General features: G+C 44.0%; 25 protein-coding genes and 1 pseudogene. 12 read left to right on the top strand and 14 right to left on the bottom strand.

The features are described 5' to 3' along the window. Positions 1-300 precede the first annotated feature (300 nt). The gene (locus tag AACT52_RS35835; protein WP_073635183.1) at positions 301-864 is read left to right on the top strand and encodes a Uma2 family endonuclease; all 564 of its coding nucleotides are present in this window, start codon (positions 301-303) and stop codon (positions 862-864) included. A 96-nt stretch (positions 865-960) separates the two neighbouring features. Here the strand turns inward: AACT52_RS35835 and AACT52_RS35840 are convergent, their stop codons facing one another. Continuing rightward, complete coding sequence (locus AACT52_RS35840; RefSeq protein WP_073635184.1) at positions 961-1,545, bottom strand: Uma2 family endonuclease; 585 nt, start codon at positions 1,543-1,545, stop codon at positions 961-963. A gap of 244 nt (positions 1,546-1,789) precedes the next feature. Between AACT52_RS35840 and AACT52_RS35845 the strand changes: the two genes are divergently transcribed. After that, positions 1,790-3,358 carry an NACHT domain-containing protein gene (locus AACT52_RS35845; RefSeq protein WP_073635185.1) on the top strand — a complete coding sequence of 523 codons (1,569 nt, stop codon included), beginning with the start codon at positions 1,790-1,792 and terminating at the stop codon, positions 3,356-3,358. A 14-nt stretch (positions 3,359-3,372) separates the two neighbouring features. Then, entirely contained in the window at positions 3,373-4,455 is a 1,083-nt protein-coding gene (locus AACT52_RS35850; protein WP_073635186.1) for a beta-propeller domain-containing protein, read from the top strand. Positions 4,456-4,471: 16 nt separating this feature from the next. Here AACT52_RS35850 and AACT52_RS35855 read toward each other — a convergent pair whose 3' ends face one another. Next, the gene (locus tag AACT52_RS35855) at positions 4,472-5,032 is read right to left on the bottom strand and encodes a Uma2 family endonuclease (protein ID WP_073635187.1); all 561 of its coding nucleotides are present in this window, start codon (positions 5,030-5,032) and stop codon (positions 4,472-4,474) included. A 342-nt stretch (positions 5,033-5,374) separates the two neighbouring features. Between AACT52_RS35855 and AACT52_RS35860 the strand changes: the two genes are divergently transcribed. Next, positions 5,375-6,511 carry an AAA family ATPase gene (locus AACT52_RS35860; protein WP_073635188.1) on the top strand — a complete coding sequence of 379 codons (1,137 nt, stop codon included), beginning with the start codon at positions 5,375-5,377 and terminating at the stop codon, positions 6,509-6,511. 182 nt (positions 6,512-6,693) lie between these two features. Here the strand turns inward: AACT52_RS35860 and AACT52_RS41630 are convergent, their stop codons facing one another. Together AACT52_RS41630 and AACT52_RS35870 are read right to left on the bottom strand one after the other, a co-directional pair. Further along, the gene (locus AACT52_RS41630; protein ID WP_443216683.1) at positions 6,694-6,825 is read right to left on the bottom strand and encodes a hypothetical protein; all 132 of its coding nucleotides are present in this window, start codon (positions 6,823-6,825) and stop codon (positions 6,694-6,696) included. Positions 6,826-7,119: 294 nt separating this feature from the next. Next, positions 7,120-7,248, bottom strand: a complete 129-nt coding sequence (locus tag AACT52_RS35870; RefSeq protein WP_272937132.1) for a hypothetical protein — start codon at positions 7,246-7,248, stop codon at positions 7,120-7,122. A gap of 201 nt (positions 7,249-7,449) precedes the next feature. Between AACT52_RS35870 and AACT52_RS35875 the strand changes: the two genes are divergently transcribed. The 4 genes from AACT52_RS35875 to AACT52_RS35890 all read left to right on the top strand — a co-directional run bounded on the left by AACT52_RS35875 (position 7,450) and on the right by AACT52_RS35890 (position 9,500). Next, a complete protein-coding gene (locus AACT52_RS35875; protein ID WP_073635189.1) occupies positions 7,450-7,740 on the top strand; it encodes a hypothetical protein in 291 nt (96 codons plus the stop codon). Then, positions 7,737-8,153: a type II toxin-antitoxin system VapC family toxin gene (locus AACT52_RS35880; RefSeq protein ID WP_073635190.1), complete on the top strand. Its 417-nt coding sequence runs from the start codon at positions 7,737-7,739 to the stop codon at positions 8,151-8,153. Before AACT52_RS35875 ends, AACT52_RS35880 begins: the two co-directional genes overlap by 4 nt. Positions 8,154-8,180: 27 nt before the next feature. Next, on the top strand, positions 8,181-8,618 hold the full coding sequence (locus AACT52_RS35885; protein WP_073635191.1) for a hypothetical protein: 438 nt from the start codon (positions 8,181-8,183) through the stop codon (positions 8,616-8,618). 615 nt (positions 8,619-9,233) lie between these two features. Further along, entirely contained in the window at positions 9,234-9,500 is a 267-nt protein-coding gene (locus AACT52_RS35890) for a ferredoxin-thioredoxin reductase variable chain (RefSeq protein ID WP_073635192.1), read from the top strand. Between the two features lie 5 nt (positions 9,501-9,505). Here the strand turns inward: AACT52_RS35890 and AACT52_RS35895 are convergent, their stop codons facing one another. The 6 genes from AACT52_RS35895 to AACT52_RS35920 all read right to left on the bottom strand — a co-directional run bounded on the left by AACT52_RS35895 (position 9,506) and on the right by AACT52_RS35920 (position 15,077). Continuing rightward, positions 9,506-9,727 carry a hypothetical protein gene (locus AACT52_RS35895; RefSeq protein WP_041039143.1) on the bottom strand — a complete coding sequence of 74 codons (222 nt, stop codon included), beginning with the start codon at positions 9,725-9,727 and terminating at the stop codon, positions 9,506-9,508. 102 nt (positions 9,728-9,829) lie between these two features. After that, positions 9,830-10,621, bottom strand: a complete 792-nt coding sequence (locus AACT52_RS35900; protein ID WP_073635193.1) for a YdcF family protein — start codon at positions 10,619-10,621, stop codon at positions 9,830-9,832. Positions 10,622-10,864: 243 nt separating this feature from the next. Then, a complete protein-coding gene (locus tag AACT52_RS35905) occupies positions 10,865-11,365 on the bottom strand; it encodes a hypothetical protein (protein WP_073635194.1) in 501 nt (166 codons plus the stop codon). A 9-nt stretch (positions 11,366-11,374) separates the two neighbouring features. Then, complete coding sequence (locus AACT52_RS35910; protein WP_073635195.1) at positions 11,375-12,922, bottom strand: bifunctional aminoglycoside phosphotransferase/ATP-binding protein; 1,548 nt, start codon at positions 12,920-12,922, stop codon at positions 11,375-11,377. A 98-nt stretch (positions 12,923-13,020) separates the two neighbouring features. Continuing rightward, positions 13,021-13,611, bottom strand: coding sequence for a 50S ribosomal protein L25/general stress protein Ctc (locus AACT52_RS35915; protein WP_073635196.1), 591 nt, complete (start codon positions 13,609-13,611; stop codon positions 13,021-13,023). Positions 13,612-13,733: 122 nt separating this feature from the next. Further along, positions 13,734-15,077, bottom strand: a complete 1,344-nt coding sequence (locus tag AACT52_RS35920; RefSeq protein WP_073635197.1) for an adenylosuccinate synthase — start codon at positions 15,075-15,077, stop codon at positions 13,734-13,736. A gap of 180 nt (positions 15,078-15,257) precedes the next feature. Between AACT52_RS35920 and AACT52_RS35925 the strand changes: the two genes are divergently transcribed. Next, on the top strand, positions 15,258-16,304 hold the full coding sequence (locus AACT52_RS35925) for an adenosine deaminase (protein WP_073635198.1): 1,047 nt from the start codon (positions 15,258-15,260) through the stop codon (positions 16,302-16,304). Positions 16,305-16,727: 423 nt separating this feature from the next. Beyond that, positions 16,728-18,557 carry a DNA mismatch repair endonuclease MutL gene (mutL, locus tag AACT52_RS35930; protein WP_073635199.1) on the top strand — a complete coding sequence of 610 codons (1,830 nt, stop codon included), beginning with the start codon at positions 16,728-16,730 and terminating at the stop codon, positions 18,555-18,557. A 35-nt stretch (positions 18,558-18,592) separates the two neighbouring features. Here the strand turns inward: mutL and AACT52_RS35935 are convergent, their stop codons facing one another. The 4 genes and pseudogenes from AACT52_RS35935 to AACT52_RS35950 form a co-directional block, all read right to left on the bottom strand. Then, positions 18,593-19,516: a cation diffusion facilitator family transporter gene (locus AACT52_RS35935; RefSeq protein WP_073635200.1), complete on the bottom strand. Its 924-nt coding sequence runs from the start codon at positions 19,514-19,516 to the stop codon at positions 18,593-18,595. A gap of 144 nt (positions 19,517-19,660) precedes the next feature. Beyond that, positions 19,661-19,870, bottom strand: a pseudogene (locus AACT52_RS35940) (ATP-binding protein); the annotation flags it as partial. 138 nt (positions 19,871-20,008) lie between these two features. Beyond that, positions 20,009-20,392, bottom strand: a complete 384-nt coding sequence (locus tag AACT52_RS35945) for a YkvA family protein (protein WP_073635202.1) — start codon at positions 20,390-20,392, stop codon at positions 20,009-20,011. 348 nt (positions 20,393-20,740) lie between these two features. Further along, positions 20,741-21,073: a YnfA family protein gene (locus AACT52_RS35950; protein WP_073635203.1), complete on the bottom strand. Its 333-nt coding sequence runs from the start codon at positions 21,071-21,073 to the stop codon at positions 20,741-20,743. Positions 21,074-21,326: 253 nt separating this feature from the next. Here AACT52_RS35950 and AACT52_RS35955 point away from each other — a divergent pair, with 253 nt between their 5' ends. Next, the gene (locus tag AACT52_RS35955; protein ID WP_073635204.1) at positions 21,327-22,652 is read left to right on the top strand and encodes an Nramp family divalent metal transporter; all 1,326 of its coding nucleotides are present in this window, start codon (positions 21,327-21,329) and stop codon (positions 22,650-22,652) included. Positions 22,653-22,696: 44 nt separating this feature from the next. Next, positions 22,697-23,374, top strand: coding sequence for a tetratricopeptide repeat protein (locus tag AACT52_RS35960; RefSeq protein WP_073635206.1), 678 nt, complete (start codon positions 22,697-22,699; stop codon positions 23,372-23,374). Positions 23,375-23,536: the final 162 nt, after the last annotated feature.

Genomic DNA, 23,536 nt, shown 5'->3' on the forward strand with positions numbered 1-23,536 from the left:
GTGTTAAAACCTCGTGCTTTGAGTATTAAGGAGTACCAAAAAATAATTATCGATTATGTAGGGTGGGTTAGGCGTACGACAATTAAGGTGTTACATGATAGCTAAAGTGCACCGTAACCCACCATTATTTGCGTCACTACAAATTGGAGATTTTTTTAATTGCAAGTCGCTTAAAGACTGATAGCGCGAGTGTTAAATGGTATGCAAGCGGTTGTGGCGGTAGCCAGAAGCAAAAACTGTTTTTGAGAGTAGGGTACTGCTAGACTAAAAACATATCCCGTTTGCTTTTCTTCAGGAGCCATGTCCACGGTAATTACCCACTCCCTGACCCTGGAGGAGTTTCTCAAGTTACCAGAAACAAAGCCTGCCAGGGAATACATTAATGGTGAGATTATTCACAAGCCAATGCCAAAAGGGAAGCATAGCCGATTACAGTTAAGGCTATGCAACAGTATCAACGATGTTGCCGAAAACCTCAAGAGTGCTTATGCCTTTCCAGAACTGCGGTGTAGTTTTGGTGTCCGTTCAATAGTACCTGATGTAGCGGTTTTCAACTGGTCGCGTATTCCCTTTGCTGCTGATGGGGAAGCACCCAATGATTTTCTGCTTTCTCCAGACTGGACAATTGAAATTCTTTCCCCAGAACAAAGTTCAAATCGAGTCACAGGCAATATTCTCTATTGCTTAGATCATGGTTGCCAATTAGGTTGGTTAATAGACCCAGAAGACCGTTCCATTTTGGTCTTCCGTCCAAATCAGCAACCAGAACTTTTGCAGGGTGATGAGCGTTTGCCAGTGTTAGCCGGGATAGACTTGGAGTTAACTGTTGCTCAGGTGTTTGGTTGGCTAAAAATGAGCAGTTAGAGAAACAGCTAAAACAGTTAGTTTAGAAGTCCTATTAAAGCTATAGCCAGTGTTAGAACTTTGTGCTTTGAGTATCAAAGACTCAAAGCGCGAGTGTCAGGAACTTGTGCTTTGAGTATCAGAACCGCCAATTTGTTTGCGAAACTCTTTAACTCCTAAAAGCGGGTTGGGATGCCGTACATATTCAGCTAACAGCCCTAAATCTAAATTGGGGAGTAATTCGCTTGCTTGGATGCGTTCATATTTATCCCCCCGTAGGCGATACACAGAGAATTGAGACTTTTCCCAGAACCAAACCTCTGTCACACCCAGCCTTTTGTAGACTGCTAATTTATCCGTCTCGCCACTTGTTAAAACAACTTCTACAGCTAAGTCAGGAAAGTCTTTTTTTGAACCAATGCAGTAGCTTTCATCGGCTTCTGTCCCTCCCCGTTGTTCTTGTCTCCGGAAAGTTGTAGAACCAAGCGGAAAATATTTGGTGTCAGTTTCCTCAAAATAAACTTCCAACAGAGTCCCGATGTGTTTCTTAATTCCCTCGCGACGGGGATTTGGTGACAAGATTTCTAAGACTCCATCTAAATAGGTGACGCGATAGGAGGAGTTATCTGACAACTTGACCAGTAGCGCTTCATATTGTTCCCAAGATACCTCATTGGCGATAAACCGCTCCTCTGTCTCCATATTTTTCAGTGTTTCCTGCTCTAAGTCTTGGATTAGCTCTGCTAGCCTCGGCTTATCCTTAATAAGGAGTATAACTTATATACTAAACAACTATACTAAACAACAAGGCATTCAAACGACTGTTTGTAGTAAGGACTTTAGTCCTTTGCTTAACGTGGTTGAGGACTAAAGTCCTCACTACGAAGTTATCAAGGGAATATGCGATAAGGTACAAATATCAAATCATACTCCAACAACAGGAAAAATGGATATTAACCTCGTCATTAATGCGATTAAAACTATTGCTCCTGCTGCTGCTTCCCCAATTATTAATCAAGCTCAACGGAATGAAACTGTCATTAAAGTTTTACAATACTTGAACCTTGACCCTGCACAGCCGCCAAAAGATGTTAATGCGGTTTATGCTTACGCTTTAGTAGAGTATGGCGTGGATAAACCTGAGCCTATCCTCACATTTTTTAGAGAAAAAGAGGTGAAAAGAGCTTTTTGGAAAGCTTTTAATGAGAATCCTTCGGCTTTCGTTACCGATGCGGAAAATTTTCTTGATTGGAATATTTTGGGCGATGAGATACGAGAAGCAAAAATAAAATTGCTGCCAGAGTTTCAAGAATTCTATCAAGTTTTTGTCAGTGTCGCAAAACGCACTAGGCATCCAGCGGAAGTTCTTGCTGACTCAAAATTCAAGGCACTTCCAGAAAAATCCTCTTATACAGATGACTTTAAAGCACTCATTGAGGAAAAAATCAAGAGATTTTGTGGTCGTCAATTCGTCTTTGATGAATTTAATTCTTTCCTCCAAAACCATAACAAAGGTTACTTCACTGTGATCGGTGATGCGGGGATGGGGAAAAGTGCCATTGCTGCAAAATACGTCTATGATCACAAAGCTCTCTGCTATTTCAATGATATTACAAGGCCTAATAATCGACCGGAAAAGTTTTTAAGAAGTATCTTTCAACAGTTGATTGATCGTTATGAGTTGCAGAATGCAGAAAATGCTGATTTACCAGCTTTGCTGACCAAAGTTAGTGAAAAACTTGCTGGTGATGAACGCCTAGTGATTGTAGTTGATGCTCTTGATGAAGTGGAACAAGAACCAGGCGCAGAAAATCTTTTATATTTACCCAAAACTCTACCAGAGAGAATATATTTTCTCTTAACTCGGCGACACTATGCACCCAATAAAAAACGCTTGTTCACTGAAGGAGTTAAGCAGCAGGAGTTGGATTTAACAGCGAGTCAGTATGCTGATGAGAATCGTAAAGATGTGAAAGAGTATATTCGCGCCTTTATCAACGATGATGAGCGAGAGCATGATGGTTTGATAAAGTGGATGGAAATTCGCCATATTTCACCTGAGTTTTTTATTAAGTATGTAGCGGAAAAAAGTCAAAACAATTTCATGTACTTACGCTATGTCTTACCAAATATTGCTGAAGGATTTTATAAAAAGGCAAATTTAGACGAATTACCCCAAGGTCTTCCGGATTATTATCAACAGCATTGGGTGCGGATGGGAATGAAGGAAGACCCCAAAGAATTAATGGTGATTATCCTATTTATTCTGGTGCAATTTTCTACATCACCTACCCTCAAGATGATTGCTGATATTGCTGAGAAAGAAGAAGATGAGGTGGAAAAAGTTCTGGATGAGTGGGTTGAGTATTTGAGGAAGCGGGAAATTCAAGGACAACTCTGTTACAGCATTTATCACACCAGTTTCCTGGATTTCTTGAAAGCCAAACGGGAGTTGCGGCGTACTCGGAAGCTATTTCAAATAGTTGATCAACGCATTTCTGACTACTTATATTAAAGAGATGGTCTGATATGGGGGAAGTTGCTGACAAATTAGGGAGATACAGTAGTGATCCTGCACTCCTACGGGCTTATCTTGACCGCTTAGATAGTCTCATCAAGTCAGGTAACTTGAAAAAGTATTACAAACTTCTGACTGATTTTGACTTCATCGCAGCAAAGATGAATCATCCTGAATTTGGTGTACAGCCGCTGATTGAGGATTATGATTTGATTGATGATGCAGAACTATTCAATCATCCAGAATATCAGCCAGAGAAAGTAAAAGCGCTGAAATTAATTCAAGGGGCGTTGCGACTCTCAGCGCATATATTGCAACAAGATAAAATGCAATTGGCAGGGCAATTATTAGGGCGAATGCAGCACTTTGCAATGCCAGAAATTCAAGCAATGCTGGAGATAGCAAAGCAAAGGAAAGTTTCACCTTGGTTGCGTCCATTGACACCAAGCTTAATTCCCCCTGGTGGAAGGTTACTACGCACCTTCAACGGTCATAGCCACTCGGTACAAGCAGTCGCCGTCACAACAGATGGCAAAAAGGTGATTTCTGGTTCAAGAGACAACACACTCAAAGTTTGGAGTTTGGAAACTGGCGAAGAACTGCTCACTTTCACAGGTCATAGCCACTGGGTACAAGCAGTCGCCGTCACAACAGATGGCAAAAAGGTGATTTCTGGTTCATCTGACAACACACTCAAAGTTTGGAGTTTGGAAACTGGCGAACAACTGCTCACTTTCACAGGTCATAGCGACTGGGTACAAGCAGTCGCCGTCACAACAGATGGCAAAAACGTGATTTCTGGTTCATATGACAACACACTCAAAGTTTGGAGTTTGGAAACTGGCGAACAACTGCTCACTTTCACAGGGGAGAGTTCGTTCAATTGCTGCGCCGTTGCACCGGATGGGGTGACAATTGTGGCAGGGGAGTCGTCAGGGACAGTGCATTTTTTGCGGTTGGAAGGGATGGGGGGATGGGGTGATGGGGAGCAGGGGAGCAGGGGAGCAGGGGAGCAGGGGAGCAGGGGAGCAGGGGAGCAGGGGAGAAGAAATTACATCGGTAATCTTACACCACCGAAGGGAGTAAATGAATGATTCAAAATCAGGATGATCAACCGAGTATTTCATCAACAGTAATATTCACATCACCAAATGCTTGAATTGCTAAACTTTCACCCCGCGTCAACTTCTGAACACTCTGATATCCATCAGCGGTAGGTTCTCGATAAACTTCCACACATTGCTCATTAATATCGACTAACCAAACTTCAGTTATATTGTCTTCAGCATAAAGAGGAATTTTCACTTCCCGGTCATATTTAACCGTTGTATCTGCTACTTCTATAATCAGAAAAATATCATTTGGTTGAGGATGTGCGTTTTCATAAAAATCTTCGCGGGGTTGCAGCAATGTCACATCTGGCTGAGGTTCGGAGTTATTGTTTAATACGACGGGATTTTGGGGAGCAAGTATTATGCGTTTTCCCAATCGCTGAATCAATAGGTTAACGAGTCGATTGACACAACCCGCGTGTTTTGTCCCAATCGGTGACATTTCAATAATCTCTCCTCGTATCAATTCTACTCGGTCATCCCCAGCCAGAATTCCGGACTCAGCCATTTTGTGGTATTGCTCGACTGTGAATTTCCGTCTTAGTAATTGCACAGACATTGCCACCTCCACTTTTTCCTGTATTTTATTAACGTGAGTTTAATGTATCGTGATTTGACCCCTCTCCAAACCTCTCCCCTACAAGGGGAGAGGCTTAAAACTCTGATTTTTACGTTGTATCGTGATTTGACCCCTCTCCAAACCTCTCCCCACCTCTCCCTAACCCTCCCCTAACAGGGGAGGGAAGAGGAGCAGCTTTTTTTACTGGCAGAGGCTTAAAACTCTGATTTTTACGTTGCTCCTCCCTCTCCTTGTAGGAGAGGGAGGCTCGGTGGGAGAGGTCTATCCAACTCACGTCTTATTATTTTCCTGTTTTCTCTTTCTCAGCAATGCTAAACGACAATGAATTCAATCCCTAAACTCCCAACCACAAACAACCCCAGAGGACATCCAACTGAATTTCAACAAGTTATTCTCGAAAAAAGCCAAAATTTTGTTGGTCGTGCATTCGTCTTCACCGCCATATCCAATTTTCTCCAACGCCACAACCGGGGTTACTTTACCATTGTCGGCGCACCCGGTAGCGGCAAAAGTGCTATCCTCGCCAAATACGTGACGGAAAATCCCCACGTTATCTATTACAACGCCCAAATTGCTGGTAAAAATCACGCTGAGGAATTTCTTACGACTATCTGCACGCAAATTGCATCGTCTGGTGAAACGTCTCTACATTCTCTCCTCCAGCAAGTCAGCGACGAGCTAGAACCCCAGCAAAAGTTTATCATTGCTATTGATGCCCTGGATGCAATTGACCGCACCAACCAAACCCCAGGCTCAAATCTCTTTTATCTCCCCAGATATCTCCCGCGTGGGGTGTATTTCCTCCTCACTCGCCGTCCCTACATAAAAAAGAAATCTGGTTTGCTCATAGAAGCACCTTCCCAAATTCTCGATTTAGCAGAATATCCAGAACAAAACCGGGAAGATGTGCAAGCATACATTCGGCAATACTTCACAAGTGAGCAAGAATTCATCACACAGCTTACTACCAAAAGCGAAAACAATTTTATGTACCTCAGCCAGATTTTACCTGCCATCTCTGAGGGTTTCTACTCCGAACCGTTTGAGTTTGTAGAGACGTTCGATCCGAGAGTTGTACAACCCCCTGGTTTAGAGGCTTATTATCAGCAGCATTTCCTGAAGATGATTCCTTCAAACTCCTCTAGCCAAGAGAGAGAATGGAAATTATCGGTGCTGAAAGTCTTAGTGCAATTTTCCTCACCCTCCGGGTATGCCTTGGGCACATCTACCACAAACGCCGTTCCGAAAACCGACGGATCTGCAGTATCAGCAGAAGCGGAGCGTTGCTTACAGCAGTTTGCCCATATGATTGATGCTGATGAGTATGATGTGGAAGAAACTCTGGAAAATTGGCTTGAGTTTTTGACACTCCAGCAAATCGATAGAAAAATTCACTACAGTCTCTATCATTTCAGCTTTCGCAACTTCCTCTGGAAGCAGTTGAACTTGGGCGCATAGTGTGACGGGTGAGGAGTGCGCTTTCAAATAATAAATCAAATCCCTTCGATTCATTGCTCCAAAAGAAGGCATTAAGCCACATCCTTCTTAAAAGAAAGGGAAATTCCATCTAATACAGGTAAACTATGCCCTAACTGTAATCCTAATACAATCCACTCTTCCAAAGAATCTTTCAACTCTTCTCAGCAGCCTTCAAGTGTGGGAGCATTGGCGTATAGTCCTTGCAGTCCAGGGACTTCTGCATAAAAAGTGCCGTCATCTAAAAGTTCATAAGTAGCCTGGTGCAAAGCTGCTTGAATATAGTTTGTCAACATTTTTTTGGTTGATTTTTGCTTTTCTACCTTAATTTTAGGAAAATTAGTTAGTCGTAGAACAAAATGCCCTGGCGATTAGAATAAGCGCTACGCGGACTCCAGCAAAATCAAAGTTATTAAACCCGCGCAAGCAGGTTTAGCCTGTGTAGCTGCACCTGTGCCAAGCGGAAGATTTATTCCCAATGTGGGATAAGTTATAAGTTTTATTTATCCTATGGTTACGAATGCATAAGCGGTCTCAACGACAACAACTTCGGAAGTAAGAACAACAACTTCGGGAGTAACGACAGCAACTCAGGAAGTAAGGACAACAACTTCGGGAGTAACGACAACAACTCCGGGAGTAACGACAGCAACTTCGGGAGTGACGACAGCAACTCTGGAAGTAACGACAACCAGATGATTCGTGAGTGCGATCGCCATCCCAACAATAAAACGATGAGGGAATGCGATCGCCTAGGTTGGGGCGTAGCCCATCGCGACGTTTACAACAGCCGTGTTTTATAGCGCTTCTCGTTTGGATGAAGTAATTATTTATCTGTGTCCATCTGTGGTTCTCCTAACTTGATGTATTGCACTCAACTCCCGAACGGCTATATTCTAGAAACAAAAAGGAGCAAAAGTATGCAAGCTTATAAGCTGAATGCAACAGTTGATGAATCAGGTCACTTAATTATTGACGAACCTCTTAATATTGCTCCTGGAAAAGTGGAAGTCATTATTTTGCAATCAGAACCATCTGTAGAAACTTTTACAGAAACTCAAACTCAACCACAGCCTGCAAAGCCAAAAAGAGTTGTAGAATGCTCTATCCCCATTTTGAAAGAATGGTTAGAAAGCACAGAACCAACTCCTTCAGACTTTGACCCTGAGCAAGCAAAATGGGAATATTTGAAGGAGAAACATAATCTGTGAAGGTCTTGCTAGACACTAATATAATTCTTGATTTTGCTCTGGAACGACATCCCTTTTACAGTAACAGCGTACAAGTATTATCGTTGATTTATCAAAAACAAATAGAAGGTTACATTTCTGCTTCTACTTTTAGTGACCTTTATTATATTATCCGCAAAGATAAAGGTCGCGCATCTGCTTTATCCCTTTTAAAGGGAATTGTAACTTTCTGCCAAGTCGCTACAGTAGACCAAGCAGTCATCTCAATGGCACTAACTAGCAACTTTAAAGATTTTGAAGACGCTATTCAATACAGCACTGCGGTTCTTAATCGCTTAGATGCTATTATTACTCGCAACCCAGTCGATTTTCCGGTAACGATTCCACGAATTATGACTCCTGAACAGTTAATTCAAGAATTAACAAATCTTTGATAGATTATTTGGCTAAAAAATATATTTATGAACACTCAATTAACCGCTTCTGAAATTCAAGAAATCCAACAACTTCTCAAAGACGAACCTGCACAAAAAGCACTTTCCACCCTAGAACAAAACAACGGTAATTTAGAAGCTAGTTTTGACATTCTCTGGCAAGAACAATTCGGCATTCAAGAATACGGCAAGGGCAAATCTCTATTGCAACTTGTACTTGATGAAATCCGCGCTGAAATCTGCGGTGATGAAGGTTTACGCGGTAAACCCAAGGAATACACGAATAATCCTGGTAGCGCTTCTTTACTCAACAGTATTATCGGCTCATTGGTGACAGTTGCAGCCTTAAATGGGATACCTATTGATGGGGCGATCGCCACAATTATCGTTTTATATATTTTAAAAATTGGGCTGAATGTTTTCTGTAAATATACTAAGCCAGAGGGCGAAGAAGAGAAGAAATAAATTTGCCTCGAATTTCTACAGGCAAAATCTTCAGTTTTCAAGTCAATGAACCACATACCTAAAATTGAAATCCCTGTAGAGACGTAGTATGCACTTTCATTACAATGTGGTCTATTTAAATTGTGGAACAAGTCCTGGAAAATTGACATATATTTTTCATACAACACCAAATCGATAGAGAAATCCACTACAGTCTCTACCATTCCAGCTTGAGCAACTTCCTCTGTAAGCAGTTGACCTTGGGAGCATCCTAGAGTGAAGATAATAAGAACTAGACCTCTTGCCCAAATACGAGGCGGCTCTCATGTTGCCCTACCCCTGTTCGTCTCTTCGTTGATTGGCAGAACAAAGGAGTAAGGACGAAGGCTGATCATTAAATCATAAAGCCTGCACAGGCAGAGAGAAGTCCTACAGGCGGTGAGACCAGTGATCCAGGAGGGTTTCCCGCTCTCACGGCAACTGGCTCTCCCGTTGGGGTTTCCCAACAAGCGGGAACTTGGGAGCTTTGTTTCTCTAGCAGCTACAGGAACGCCCAACAGCGCATCTGTACTGGCTATGATTTAACGGTAACTTTAGCAAGCAGTCTATTTTTCAAAAAAGCAAGTTTAGAGAGGGATGGCTGTGGAGACAGTTGTGGAAAAGCTAGGTGTAAATACTAATATGAAAATTGGCGATCGCGTCCGCGTTAAAGAATCCGTCATAGTTTACCATCATCCTGAGCATCGCGGGAAAGCTTTTGACCTCAAAGGCACAGAAGGTGACGTGGTAGGTATTATCAATCAATGGCAAGGTAGACCTGTCAGCGCTAACTTGCCGATTCAAGTTCAGTTTAGTAAAAAATTCAAGGCACACTTGCGTGAAAATGAATTAGAAACCCTCTAAATCAGTCATTTGCGGCGAAACCACTGCATTATATTTAGTTCGCCGCGCATTCTTTCTAGCTCTTGACGGTGGTTCTCTGCTGTAGTATAATACCATTCACAATGTCTTTTCAGCTCTGACCGCGCCTGAACTTCGTAATAGAACTGGTGAGTTGTTTGGTAAGAGGCAAATGTGTCCTCAACTTGCGGTTGAGGGGCAGGTATAATAAGCGGTAACTCTTGAGACATAATCCTAATTGAGCAAAAAGATAAGAGTAAAAAATGGGGAGTTGTTGTACAAATCTTTATTTATTATTACGTACTCAATAGCTACTAAGTCATAACTCGCTTTCACAGCCATCCGCGCAAGCGATAGGCGAGAATACCAACGTATTCTTTCAAAGCAGCGGTAAATAAATTTAGGTTGTCAACATCAGGTAACACATTCAGTAACGCCGCCTTTGGGGTGCTGGTTAGTTCTTCCAAATCACCCTCACTAATGAGAAAGTCAGTTGGTGTGGGAATGGCATCAATACCTTGACGACGGAAAATGAGAAGCGATCGCGGCATATGAATTGCCGAAGTCACCAGTAAAACGCGGCGAATCCCGCGAGACACCAAAATTTTCTTGACATTCACCGCATTTTGATAAGTGTTGAGGGAATCAGGTTCCTGTACAATTGCTGCTTCTGGTATACCAATAGAGGTGAGGATAGTAGCCATATCCGCCGATTCTGGTGAACCGCTTCCCTTCCAATTAATCCGACCACCACTGAGAATGATCACAGGAGCTTTTTTTTCGCGGTAGAGTTGACCAGCGTAAATGACGCGATCGCCTGCTTCATTTAAATCTACAGTAGGTCGTGGCGGCACAGCTGATCTGGTAGCACCACCCAAAACGACAATAGCTTCTGCCGTTGGTATTTCAACAGGTGGAAGATTTTGCCATTCCAGAGATTGCACAAGCAAGCGAGAAACCCAGGCATTACTGCTAGATAACAATAAAATCAGCGCCAGCGCAATTGCTAGCGCCGCAGTGCGTGGTCGTTTCCATAACATAAAAAGTGCTACCAGCAAGCATAAGCAAGCCAGTCCTAGGGGATAGAAAAACAGTGGTAGCAACTTGGAGAGATAGAAAAACATTTGGCAAATTTCTCAGTTGACATGATGGGGATGAGGAAAATGAGGACGATGAGGGGGATGAGGACGATAATTACACAGAAGTAAATAAACAATGTCTACTCTCCCTTTGGTGATTTTCAGGAAACAAATTACCGGGGAGGTTGGCTGAACTTCCTGTGGGTTAGCGGGATGCCTCGCTTTAAGTGGTAAATTCTTTCTCAGAAACCGCCTTATCTCCCTTATCTCCCTCATCTCTCTATTTGGCTACCTTTCCCAAAACCGGAAATTAATACTTCCAGGGCGGCGACGGAAACGGCGAGTGGTTTTCCTGACTTGACGTCCTCTGGTTAGTTGTTTTTCACTGGCAATTTCAGTATCGCCCTCTTCTAACTCTTCTTGTGGGAGCTGAGTTCTTGATTCTTCCTTACTTTGCCACCAAGCAATAATCCACCCTCCGCCTATACCAGCGATCGCACCCAGAAAGATACCCATCGGTGGTTTATACCCCACGAACACAAAGCCGAGTAAGAAAAATAACCAATACTTCAAGCCTGCATCAACGCCTTCAGAGGTAGCTACTGTTGAAGCCCGGGGACCACTTTTGGTTGATGTCGTTATCAAGCCTAAGGCTAAACCACCCAAGACGCCCAGAAAAATACTGAGGGCTGGGTTGTAGCCTGTCGCTATAAATATGAGTGTGAAAAATAACCCAAGTAGGATTTGCGTTACGAAGTTTGGTGAGAAGGTCAGCTTTGGTGGTGCCATAAGGTAAGCCTATTGCTGAATTACATTCTTTAATTGTGCCTCTATTGATTGAGTCGTATCCAAAATTTTAGCGAGTGGTTTTTCTTTTTCACTCAAAGGTTCAGCTTGCTCGATCTGAGATTTTAATAAATTAGCAGTCGCATCAGCAATATCACCAGTACGGTCATCGAGTCGCTGTTGCAAAACTTCTAACGGTGCTGTGCAGGAGATAATTTGCAAAGGAAGTTGATGCTCTTGAGCTGAGGCGATCGCCTCCTCACGCAACTGCTGTCGGTCATACTTAGCATCCAAAATCACCGAATATCCTTGACTTGCCAACAAAATTCCCAATTCCAACAGCCGTGCATAAGTTTTTTGAGTCATCTCGGCTGTGTACAAATCATCACCACCGCGTTCCAACAACCCAATTCCCGCCAGATGTTTTCGCACCGCATCCGAACGAATTTGAATTGCCCCCAATTGACGAGCTAAATACCGTGCTGTCGTACTTTTACCAGAACCCGATACACCCGACATCAAAATCAGCCGTCCTTGACGGGGTTTTGTGTATTCCCAAGCAAGCTTGTAATAATTCGCTGCTTTTTTTGCGACCTCCTCCTTCACCGAAGAGGGGACACTCGGGTCATCTAACAAGAATGAAGTCACCTTTGCCCTGACATACGATTGTCGGCTTAAATAAATGGGCAACACCTGTAACCCTTCCCAATCCCCAGTCACCTCAACGTAAGTATTCAAATAAGCATTACTCAAATCAGGACGCTGCTGACCTTCCAAATCCATCACAGCATAAGCAACGTCAAACATTGTATCGACAAAGCGAAACGGCTCATTAAACTCAATACAGTCAAACAGCCAAATTTTATCTTTCCACAAACAAATATTTCCCAGGTGCAAATCCCCGTGACACTCTCGAACATAATTCTTTTGAATTCTGCTGTTAAAGAGTTCGCGGCGTTCGGCAAAAAACTTATCTGTATACTCCTTTGTCTCCTCAAACTGCTGCTGTGTCTGGGGACCACCGATATACTTTTGCGTTTGCTCGTAATTCTCGTCAAAAGCCTCCCGAACTTGCTCCACCTCACCAAAAGAGCGAATGTAATCATTCGTCACAGTTTTAGTGTCATGATATTCAGCTACCACCCGTCCCAACTCTTCTACAAGTGCTTCATTTAACTGACCCTGCTCAAACATTTTGCTAAACAGCGCTTCTGTGGGAAACTGAAGCATTTTCAGCACATATTCCACAGCTTCTCCTGTTCCCCCTAGTTGGTACTGCTCCCCCACCAAAGTTATAGGAAACACCTCCAAATACAATTCCGCAGCTCCGCGCTGATTTAAACGTAACTCTTCCTGACAAAAATGTCCCCGCTTCTCTAAAGTCGAAAAATCCAAAAAGCCAAAATTCATAGGCTTTTTCACTTTATAAGCATAATCCCCAGTTAACAGCACATAAGAAATATGCGTCTGAACCAATTGAATCGGTTCCTTCACCGGATGCGGATAAAACCCAGGCTGCAACATTTGCTCAATTAAAGCCGGAATCGAAACTTCTGTCATCTTCTCTTGGCGTCCTTGGCGACTTGGCGGTTCAAACAACAAAAAACCAGAGGTATGCCCCCTGGTTTCAACGGTAACTATAACAAACTTTAGGTATCTCAGGTCACAGATTCTGTTTCTGTATCAGAACTTCCTTGTGGAGGCAACACAATCAGAACAGATTGCCCTGGTTCACCCAAATATTTAGCACCCTCAGGCAAGGAGAGTTGCTCAACAGTCAAACTATCTCCGATGTTCAGATTAGAGATATCAACTTCAATCACTGCAGGAATGTTTTCTGGTGCACAACGCAGCGGCAAGAGTGTAAGGTGCGTGTCTAATACACCACCATCTTGCTTCACACCGACTGGTTCTCCCACAAAACTGAGACGTACTTCAATATCCGTGTCACCGTGACCTGCGACAGCAAAAAAGCTCAGGTGGTAAGGCGTACGTTTTGCTGGATGAGATTGAACTTCCCGTAGCAAGGTTTTTCCACGCCAAGGAATATCAGTAATGTTGAGGTCAATCAAAGTGTTGTTAATCGAACCCTTAGTGAGCAGGCGGTCAACGACTTTAGCATCAAGGACGATAGCAATTGACTCGGTACCTTTATGACCGTACAAATTCGCGGGGATTTTTCCAGAACGGCGCAAAGCATTGGGCTTGCTGCCTTCTGGCCGCTTTTGAGATTCGACTGTTAACTCCATGTTAGGATTTTAGATTTTAGATTTTGGATTTTTGAGCCACTGCGTTGCGGGGGTTTCCCCCGTTGAAGCAAGTGGCGGATTTTGATACTATCACGCTCGTATAGGCACAATGCCTTACACCCCTACGCACTCAGCAATGAAGCGGGCGTGCCGTCAGGGTGCAACAAAGCACGTTTCGGACCGTGGATCGGGTCTTCTACAATGATAGTTTGATCGCGGCTCGCTCCTAAGGAGACAATTGCGATCGGCACTTCTATCAATTCTGCCAAGAATTTTAAGTAGTCTAGCGCTTGCCTTGGCAATTCTTCTAGGGAGCGGCAGTGACTGGTTGAGGTACGCCATCCTGGCAAGGTTTTGTAGATGGGGCGACACTGAGCAAATTGACGGGCGCTGCGAGGAAAGTGTTCACTGCGTTCCCCATCTATCTCATAAGCCACACAAACTTTGATTTCCTCCAGTTCGTCGAGGACATCGAGTTTGGTAATTGCCAAACAGTCCATACCATTAACGCGGACGGCATAGCGACCAATAACCGCATCAAACCAACCACAACGTCTCTTACGTCCGGTGGTTGTGCCAAATTCCGCACCAAGGGAGCATAATAATTCTCCCAATTCCCCATCTATTTCTGTGGGGAAAGGTCCTTCGCCTACCCGAGTGGTGTAAGCTTTCGCTACCCCAATCACTCGGTCAATCATTGTTGGTCCTAGCCCCGTCCCAACACAAGCTCCCCCCGCCACTGGGTTAGAGGAGGTAACATAAGGGTATGTCCCATGATCCAAGTCCAAGAGCGTACCTTGCGCTCCTTCAAACAAAATATTGCGCCGCCTTTGAACCGCGTCGTATATTTTTAGAGAAGTATCGACGACGTGCGGTCGCAGGCGTTCTGCATACCCCAAGTACTCGTCAATCACCTGTTGCGGGTCTAACGGCGGTATATTATAAAGCTTTTCCAGAATGACGTTTTTATAATTAATCGTCCACTCGAGCTGTTCGCGCAGTCCTTCAGGGTCCATCAAATCTAAAACCCTGATACCAGTCCGCTCTGATTTATCAGCATAAGTTGGACCAATCCCTCGACCGGTAGTGCCAATTTTATGGCTACCCCTTCGCTCCTCCGATGCCGAGTCAATCAATCGGTGGTAAGGCATCGTGATATGAGCTGTCTCAGAAATTAGCAGATGGCGAGTGGAAACACCAAGTGCTTCTAGTTGGTCAAGTTCTGCTATCAAAACCTGTGGATCTATGACTGTCCCACAGCCGATAATGCAGTCGGTATTTGGATACAAAATACCAGAGGGAATCAAGTGCAGCTTGAAGGTTTGACCCTTGACTACAATTGTATGTCCAGCATTGACGCCCCCTTGGTAACGTACGACAACATCTGCGGAGCGGCTGAGCAAGTCTGTTATTTTACCTTTTCCTTCATCGCCCCACTGGGCACCTATAACAATGACGTTAGCCAAGTTTTTATTAAAGAGCTAAAGTTTCCACAAATTATTATTATGAGCATATTTGTTTGCCTATGTCAATGTATGGGAGGAAAAAATTCAACAAAAAAGATAACAACGTCTTATCTCATGACCTGTTTTTTTATTTGTTACTGTTAATAATAATTACAATTTTTCGGTTGTTAAAAGACTACTATGGCTTTATATGCAGAATTACATAGGCATCTAGGCGGTTCGGTTGTCCCTCGTGTATTGTGGCGATACTTCGAGCGCAACTCGTCTCTTATGATTTCCCGGTTTGCTGAGTATTCAGAGTTTGAAGAGTTTTACACGCGCCCACGCAATACTCTAGATGAGTATCTGGAGTTGCACACCTTGGTAGAAAGCGTGCAAACTGTGGAGACTTTGCCTTACTTTATCTACCGCTTGCTTAGGGGTGCTTACATTTTTGAAAATTTGGCTTATCTAGAACTGCGCTACACCCCTTATTTGCGCACGCCAGACCATCTGAGTCAATCAGAGAGAATTGACAAGATGGCGGAAATTGTGGAAGTTGTGGGCAAAGCCAGCCAAATATCGGAATATCCAATAGTCACCAGCCAAATTCTCTGTATGCACACACGCCTACCGTTTGAGGTAAATAAGGCGATTATTGATTTGGCAGCACAGAACAAGCAGTATGTTTGTGGTATAGACGTGGCTGGGGGAGACAGCTACTATGCCGATCGCATGGAGGAATGGATTAGTTTGTATGATTATGCGCGATCGCTTGGAATTAACACCACAGGTCATCTTTATGAAACGACTGCTGGATGTTATCCCCAACTTTTACCTTATCTGATGCGGATTGGTCACGGCATTCAAATTCCCCTGCTGTATCCTGAGTTACTTAAAGAGGTGGCAACGCGCGGTCAGTGTTTGGAGGTTTGCCCCACAACCTACTTGAAAACTGGGACTTTGGAAGACATACGTCAACTCAAGTTAGTGTTTGACCGATGTTTTGATGCCGGAGTGGACATCGCTATTTGTACTGATAACGCCGGGTTGCACAATGTGCGTCTGCCGTTTGAGTATGAAAATCTCTTGACTTATGACATTATCAACTTTCAACAGTTACAAGCTTGTCAGGATGCAGCATTCCGTCATGCTTTTGCTTGGCCCTACAGCCAGCGTCCAGTATCCTTACTCAATGGGTTGCTGAACACTGAACCGGCTAAAGCTTTAGCCATCATGGAGTCGTAAACTGCCACAGGCGTTTGACTGGCTGTCAGATGTCAGCAAAAACGGTCTTAAGTACTGAGTAGTCTCATGTCCGGATGAACATTTGTAAAGAAAATTACCCTGCCCCAACCCTCCCCATGAATCGGGGAGGGTGCCGATAGGGCGGGTGGGGTAAAAACTGCTGTAAGCTTCAATAACTTATAGTGCTTTTCATTTGAATGAAGTAATTATTTATCTGTGTACCCTCCCTTAAGCCGCCTCCTTTGTCTACATCTGTGTTCCATGAGTGTCCATCTGTGGTTCATTATTTCTTTGTGTACCTTACTCCGGGTTCTTACCGCTATAAGTTAAGTCTTATTAAACAGGACAAATTTTTACAAAAACGTTGTAGTACAATTCGCTCTGGTCATCACAGGAGTTGACTCGTCCTCTACACTGTAGTTTCTGATGTCAACTATTCAAGCTTTACCAGCAGAAGTCGTACATCTCATTACAGCCGGAGAGGTCATCGACTGTTTTGCTTCTGTCGTACGGGAATTGGTCGAAAATTCCCTAGATGCAGGTGCGACACGGATTGTAGTGTCCTTATGGCCGCAACAATGGCGTGTGCGCGTAGCAGATAATGGCTGCGGAATGACTTTAGATGACTTGCACAAATCAGCAACAGCACACAGTACCAGTAAAATTCGCAATTGTGCAGATTTGTGGAAAATTACGAGTTTGGGGTTTCGTGGAGAGGCGTTGCATAGTTTGACGACTCTGGCAGATTTAGAAATATTGAGTCGTCCAAGAGGTGGAGATTGTGGCTGGCGGGTTGTGTATGGCTATGCTGGGGAAGCATTGTACGTAGAAGTTGCTGCGATCGCTCCTGGTACAGTGGTGAGTGTCTCTAATCTCTTTGGTAATTGTTTACCTCGTCGTCAGGCGTTGCCAACATTAGCACAGCAAATGAAAGCAGTGCAAGCAACAATTCATCAAATCGCTTTGTGTCATCCTCATGTTACCTGGCAAGTTTGGCAAAATGACAAAGAGTGGTTCACCCTTTGTCCCTCCGCCGCGATAGGACAACTGCTGCCCCAGATTCTACATCAAGTCAAAGAAGCTGATTTACAGGAGTTGAAATTAGAAATACCCAATCCTGAGAACTCAGAACTCAGGACTCAGAACTCAGAACTGAGAAATCTAGAGACGAGAGGTGGCGCGTCTCTACAACTGACAACTCACAACTCAAAACTCACAAGCGAGAATTCAAGACTCACGAGTGAGAATTCAAGACTGAGAACTGAGAACTCAGGACTACATTTGGTTGTAGGATTACCTGATCGGTGTCATCGCCATCGTCCAGACTGGGTGCGAGTTGCTGTGAACGGACGGATGGTGAAGTCGTCGGAATTAGAGCAAACTATCCTGTCAGCATTTCATAGGACATTACCGCGCGATCGCTATCCAGTTTGTTTCCTGCATTTATTCATTTCTCCGGAACATATCAACTGGAACCGCAACCCAGCAAAATCAGAAATTTATCTCAACCAACTGAGTCATTGGCAAGAACAAATTAGTGGGGCGATCGCCCAAGCACTCCGCATTAATTCTACGTCTGTTAAAGAAGCTGTTCACACAACCCGAGTTGGTAAATTACTCAAAGCCGCAGAAGAAAAAGGCGGATACAATGTCAATCGTTCTATTCCCAGTGAAGAAGACAAAACGGATGGAGAGACGGTGCATCCAACGTCTCTACAACTCAAAGCCGTTGCTCAAGTTAATAACACCTACATCGTGGCGGAACATCCAGGTGGACTGTGGTTAGTAGAACAGCACATTGCCCATGAGCGAGTTTTGTACGAGCAATTGTGCGAGAATTGGAAAATTATTCCAATTGAACCGCCAGTCATTCTTTATCAATTATCTCCGGCTCAAGTCTCGCAACTGCAACGTATTGGTTTGGATATAGAACCCTTTGGCGAACAACTTTGGGCAGTTCGCAGCGTACCTGCACTTTTTCAACACCGAGACGACTGTGCCGATGCAATTTTAGAACTCAGTTGGGGAGGTGAGTTGCAAGCAGCGCAAGTCGCCGTTGCTTGTCGTAGTGCCATTCGCAACGGTACAACCCTGAGTTTACAAGAAATGCAAACACTCCTAGATCAATGGCAACGCACACGCAGCCCCCGCACCTGTCCCCACGGACGCCCAATATATTTATCTTTGGAAGAGTCTGCTTTAGCCCGTTTTTTCAAACGTCATTGGGTGATTGGGAAAAGTCACGGTATCTAATGTTATTTTGACAACAAGGGAACCAACTTATGCGGTCATCCTTGGATGTGCTGATTGCTCGGACGCTCCAATTCCTGATCTTCCCAAGAGGCTGGATCTTCCAGAGGTTCGAGGTGCGTTGTGACGTGGGTTACAGGCAGTGCCCTGCTGATGGCAAGCTCAATCGCTTCGCACAAATCATGTCCTTGCTGGACTGTCCAAGATCCAGGCACAAGGACATGGAAGGAAACAAAGCGGCGTGTTCCAGCAATGCGGGTTCGCAGGGCGTGGAACTGGATGTCCTGGCGTTTATACTCGTTGAGAATAAGGAGAATTGCGTCAATTTCTTCTTTAGGTAAAGCTGCATCCAGTAACGCGCTACCGGTTTCCCGCAGCAAACGAAATCCTGTCCAAACAATATTTGCTGCCACCAAAAGTGCGACAATTGGATCAAGCACCAGAGCGCCTGTTACCTTGACGAGGAAGATTCCAAGTACGACACCACCTGAAGTCACTACATCCGTGAATAAGTGGTGTGCATCAGCCCGAAGTGTAATAGAACGTAATCGCCGTCCCGCCCGTAGCAAGACAAAGGCAACAACGCCGTTGATTGCTGTTGCAAACAGCGAGAGTGCCAACCCCAGTCCAAGTTGTGTTAGTGGTTCTGGATGTAGCAAGCGTTCCCAGGCTTCAAAAGCAATGCTAATGGCTGCCACTACAATCAACGCACCTTCTGCACCACTGGAGAAGTATTCAGCTTTGGAATGCCCAAAGGTGTGTTCAGCATCGGCTGGTTTGGCAGCATAGGTCAATGCCCACAGTGCCACCACTGCTGCCACTAGATTTACAATTGACTCAATCGCATCTGAAAGCAGCCCCACTGATCCCGTTAGCAGGTAAGCCCCAAACTTCAGGGCAATAGTGACGATTGCAGCGGCAATCGACAGGAAAGCGTAGGAGCGGGCTGTTCGACGACTCATCACGGTCACTCAGTAGATACAATGATTCAGGGCTAAGAGTAACAAACTCTACAAGAATCGTCATCGGCCCTGAGACTTCTAAAGTTTGACTTAGTGATGCTAGAGTCAAGCAATTAGTTAATTGCACTGTTAAATCTGTAGAGGCTACAAAGCTCTTTCTAAAGGCAGTCGAACGGTAAAAATACTACCTTTACCCAATTCGCTCTCTAAAAGCAAGTCGCCATGATGCGCTTGGGCGATCGCATTTGCAATTGCTAGTCCTAATCCCGACCCGCCGCTATGCCGGCAACGGTCTTGCTGTACTCTATAGAAACGATGAAAAATCCGTGTCTGCTCAGAAGATGTAATACCAATCTCTCGCTCCAGGTTTAGCCAACGAATATGAACGATTAACCTGTAAACCGTAAAGCCGCACAGGATAAGAATCAAACCCATTACGACTCCATAGGGCAGAGCCAAACGAGTGCAGGTGAGATAAAAGAGCTCTGTTGCTTATCGTTTCAAGAAGTGTTTTAGCAAAAGCACAATTAAACTCCCCAATATTACCCAAATAATCACAATCACACCTGCTGCTACCAGGCTGGTGGGCTTCTCCTGAGGCTGTGTGGCTTCAGCCCTCTGGCGACACTCAGCTAAAACAGATGGGGGAATCATCTTCAGGACTAGCCAAATTCCCAACGGGACTAAGATTAGGTCGTCGAGATAGCCCAAGATGGGAACGAAATCTGGAATTAGGTCGATGGGACTGACAGCATAGGCAACAACAATCGCAGCCAATAGCTTTGCATACCAAGGCATCCTGGTGTCTTTACTTGCTAGGTAAATGGCGTAAGTTTCTTTTTTAAGTTTCTTGGCTAGTTGTTTTAATGGCTGCATAGTTTTGGGGACGTGATTTGCTCTTAACCAAGAATTTACAGGATGAAAAACTCCAAAAACAAACGTAGGTTAAACGTTCCTAGCCACGAACTGAAGATATGGCGTTGTATTGAGAAGAATTTAATCGTTGCCTTCAACACGTAAAATCTTCTCAGTAGCGGAGACGCTGCGCGAACAAGGTTGGAAGGAAGGAAAGTGCCACACAGCCCCTTGGGGTCGAGGCGGGTAGGGCTGTCTTACCCTCGTCAACGTGTTTTACAAAAAACACAAGACAACGTTACCGAGTGCGGCTTTTAGCCCAGGTCGTAACAACAGTCTAGAATTCACGTTTTTCAAAGCGTGGAGAGTTCAAGTTCTCGGCGCATACATGATAATCAATACACTCAGTAACGCCAAAAAAGCTCCTAGTATATCATAGCGGTCTGGAGCTACCCCATCTACCTTCCAACCCCAAAGCATTGCCATTGCTATAAATACGCCGCCGTAAGCAGCATAAACTCTACCAAAGTTTGCAGCCTGGAGAGTCGCGACGATACCATATAGAGCTAACCCAATACCTCCCGCAATTCCCCACCATATAGGCTTTCCTTCTTTTAACCATTGCCAGACCAAATAGCCACCGCCTATCTCAAACAAGCCAGCCCAAATAAAGTTAAGTAAGGACTTCAGTATTTCTTTCAGTTGAGCAACTCCTAATTGTAAATAAAATTTACAAAATTTAGATTTTCTCAGATTTCAGTCTCTGGGAGGTTAAAGGAAAGCAAAGTCACTCTTAATAACAGCACGAATATCATTTACTAAAGTCTCAATTGTGCCAGTTCCGGTATAATGTTTCTCTCCGTATGTATATCTTTATATACATCTTATGATTGATGTTCGTGACAAATTTTCTGAGATTATGAAAACAATATGAAAGTTTTCAGAGATCAAATAAATGACTCGCCCCGAACACAGACCCAGTCTTCCTGAAGTTCACCGCAGCATCTATGTCCCTAACAGCAACGGCTTTTGGCGTAAAATGCTTGCCTATGCCGGACCAGGATATCTCGTTTCTGTGGGATACATAGATCCAGGGAACTGGGCAACAGATTTAGCTGGTGGAGCTAAATTTGGTTATGTACTGCTAAGCGTAATTATGCTTTCTAACTTGATGGCGATTTTGATGCAGTCGCTATGTGTACGCTTAGGGGTGGCGACGGGATTAGATCTAGCACAGGCGTGCCGAGAGTATTTCAGCCCCCGTGTAAACTTTTGTTTGTGGGTACTTTGTGAAATAGCGATCGCTGCTTGTGATTTAGCAGAATTACTGGGAAGTGCGATCGCCCTACAATTACTATTTGGTATTCCTCTTGCTTTGGGTGTCTGCATTACGGCGCTAGATGTTATTGTATTGCTGTTGCTGCTTAATAAAGGCTTTCGCTATACAGAAGCTTTGGTATTGATGTTAGTCGCAACCGTAGGAATCTGTTTTGCTGCAGAAATTATCTTTTCGCGTCCTGATGTGGGCAGTATTTTATTAGGTTATATTCCCAAAATCGAAATCTTGCAGAATCCCGAAATGCTTTACATTGCCATTGGCATTTTAGGGGCGACTGTGATGCCACATAATTTATATTTACATTCATCAATTGTACAGACACGGGATTGGGAACCGACACCTAAGAAGAAATGGGAAGCCATTAAATTTAGCACCATTGATTCAACAGTCGCTTTATTTTTTGCACTGTTTATCAACTCAGCCATTTTAATTATTTCGGCTGCTACGTTTCATTCTTCTGGTCATCAAGATGTCGCAGAAATCCAAGATGCTTATAAATTACTTTCACCTTTACTAGGTGTGAATGTAGCGAGTGCAATTTTCGCTTTGGCATTACTCGCTTCCGGACAAAGTTCCACGATAACCGCAACGTTAGCAGGACAAATTGTCATGGAAGGATTTCTGAATCTGCACTTGAAACCTTGGGTGCGGCGCTTAGCAACTAGGTTACTCGCGATTATTCCAGCGTTGATTTCGATTATTTGGTTTGGTGAAAGCAGCACCAGTGGATTACTGATTTTCAGTCAAGTTGTTTTGAGTTTACAGCTATCGTTCGCGGTGGTTCCTTTAGTGATGTTTACAAGCAACCGTCGTTTGATGGGTGAATTTGTCAATCCTTTATGGCTAAAAACTTTATCCTGGTTAGTTGCAACTGTAATTGTAGGTTTAAATGCTTGGTTGCTAGTGCAAACCTTTTCAAACGGGTTGTCTTTTACTTCTTAATTAGAATGAGGGTAAGCAGAATGGTTGCTTTTGGAGGTAAGGCAATGAAACGTATCAAGCAAGCGCTTACAATATTAGGAATAACGGCTGTACTTGGAGGAATGCCTGCTGTTGCTCATGCACAGGCATCACAGACGCCTATAAAACAAATTAATTTTCAAGAATATTATAACCAAGGTGTGCTAAAGCTAGGACAAGGCGACTTCAGTGGAGCTATTGAAGATTTTAACCAGGTTGTGCGACTGAATCCGCAATATTACGAAGGCTATTGTCTTCGAGGTCTGGCACGAGTGCAATCAGGAGATTCTAAGACAGCGATTGCAGATTTTAACCTGGCACTAAGACTTAATCCCAAGCATACAGACGCTTATAACAGCCGGGGAACTGCTTATGCGGACTTGGGAAATATCCCAGCAGCTATTGCAGACTTTAACCAGACGATAAAAATAGATCCGCAGTTTGTAGATGCTTATTACAATCTCGGACTTGCCAATTTTAAGCTGGGAAATCACAAGCAAGCGATTGTCAATTTTAACCAAACTATCAATAGAAATCCTAACCGAGCTGATGCCTACAGCAACCGAGGGCTTACCCAGTATGCTTTAGGAGATAACAAGCAAGCTGTTGAAGATCTACAGCGTGCTGCAAGACTTTTCCGCGAACAAGGAAATACCCAAGCTTATCAACAGGTACAAGCCCTCATGCAGCAGCTACAGCGGTAAACAATATAAAGCTCGCGCATTGTCAACTCCTTTTTGACAAGCTTGTTTGTTGAGTCAATAAGCTTTGCCCCCCTAATTTTTTCATCAAACTAAGCGGCAACGGAAACTTTTGTGCGTTAAAAAGTGTCAAGCGAACTACTCCGGGTAGAAATTCAGTTACTC

It is taken from the genome of Scytonema sp. HK-05 (assembly GCF_963872035.1).
Classification (GTDB): Bacteria; Cyanobacteriota; Cyanobacteriia; order Cyanobacteriales; family Nostocaceae; genus Kalymmatonema.

Bases quoted from the DNA above. Each gene is read 5' to 3' on its own strand.
- AACT52_RS35835 (WP_073635183.1), top strand. From the start codon at position 301: ATGTCCACGGTAATTACCCACTCCCTGACCCTGGAGGAGTTTCTCAAG.
- AACT52_RS35840 (WP_073635184.1), bottom strand. From the start codon at position 1,545: ATGGAGACAGAGGAGCGGTTTATCGCCAATGAGGTATCTTGGGAACAA.
- AACT52_RS35845 (WP_073635185.1), top strand. From the start codon at position 1,790: ATGGATATTAACCTCGTCATTAATGCGATTAAAACTATTGCTCCTGCT.
- AACT52_RS35850 (WP_073635186.1), top strand. From the start codon at position 3,373: ATGGGGGAAGTTGCTGACAAATTAGGGAGATACAGTAGTGATCCTGCA.
- AACT52_RS35855 (WP_073635187.1), bottom strand. From the start codon at position 5,032: ATGTCTGTGCAATTACTAAGACGGAAATTCACAGTCGAGCAATACCAC.
- AACT52_RS35860 (WP_073635188.1), top strand. From the start codon at position 5,375: ATGAATTCAATCCCTAAACTCCCAACCACAAACAACCCCAGAGGACAT.
- AACT52_RS41630 (WP_443216683.1), bottom strand. From the start codon at position 6,825: ATGTTGACAAACTATATTCAAGCAGCTTTGCACCAGGCTACTTATGAA.
- AACT52_RS35870 (WP_272937132.1), bottom strand. From the start codon at position 7,248: ATGGCGATCGCACTCACGAATCATCTGGTTGTCGTTACTTCCAGAGTT.
- AACT52_RS35875 (WP_073635189.1), top strand. From the start codon at position 7,450: ATGCAAGCTTATAAGCTGAATGCAACAGTTGATGAATCAGGTCACTTA.
- AACT52_RS35885 (WP_073635191.1), top strand. From the start codon at position 8,181: ATGAACACTCAATTAACCGCTTCTGAAATTCAAGAAATCCAACAACTT.
- AACT52_RS35890 (WP_073635192.1), top strand. From the start codon at position 9,234: ATGGCTGTGGAGACAGTTGTGGAAAAGCTAGGTGTAAATACTAATATG.
- AACT52_RS35895 (WP_041039143.1), bottom strand. From the start codon at position 9,727: ATGTCTCAAGAGTTACCGCTTATTATACCTGCCCCTCAACCGCAAGTT.
- AACT52_RS35900 (WP_073635193.1), bottom strand. From the start codon at position 10,621: ATGTTTTTCTATCTCTCCAAGTTGCTACCACTGTTTTTCTATCCCCTA.
- AACT52_RS35905 (WP_073635194.1), bottom strand. From the start codon at position 11,365: ATGGCACCACCAAAGCTGACCTTCTCACCAAACTTCGTAACGCAAATC.
- AACT52_RS35910 (WP_073635195.1), bottom strand. From the start codon at position 12,922: ATGACAGAAGTTTCGATTCCGGCTTTAATTGAGCAAATGTTGCAGCCT.
- AACT52_RS35915 (WP_073635196.1), bottom strand. From the start codon at position 13,611: ATGGAGTTAACAGTCGAATCTCAAAAGCGGCCAGAAGGCAGCAAGCCC.
- AACT52_RS35925 (WP_073635198.1), top strand. From the start codon at position 15,258: ATGGCTTTATATGCAGAATTACATAGGCATCTAGGCGGTTCGGTTGTC.
- AACT52_RS35935 (WP_073635200.1), bottom strand. From the start codon at position 19,516: ATGAGTCGTCGAACAGCCCGCTCCTACGCTTTCCTGTCGATTGCCGCT.
- AACT52_RS35945 (WP_073635202.1), bottom strand. From the start codon at position 20,392: ATGCAGCCATTAAAACAACTAGCCAAGAAACTTAAAAAAGAAACTTAC.
- AACT52_RS35955 (WP_073635204.1), top strand. From the start codon at position 21,327: ATGACTCGCCCCGAACACAGACCCAGTCTTCCTGAAGTTCACCGCAGC.
- AACT52_RS35960 (WP_073635206.1), top strand. From the start codon at position 22,697: ATGAAACGTATCAAGCAAGCGCTTACAATATTAGGAATAACGGCTGTA.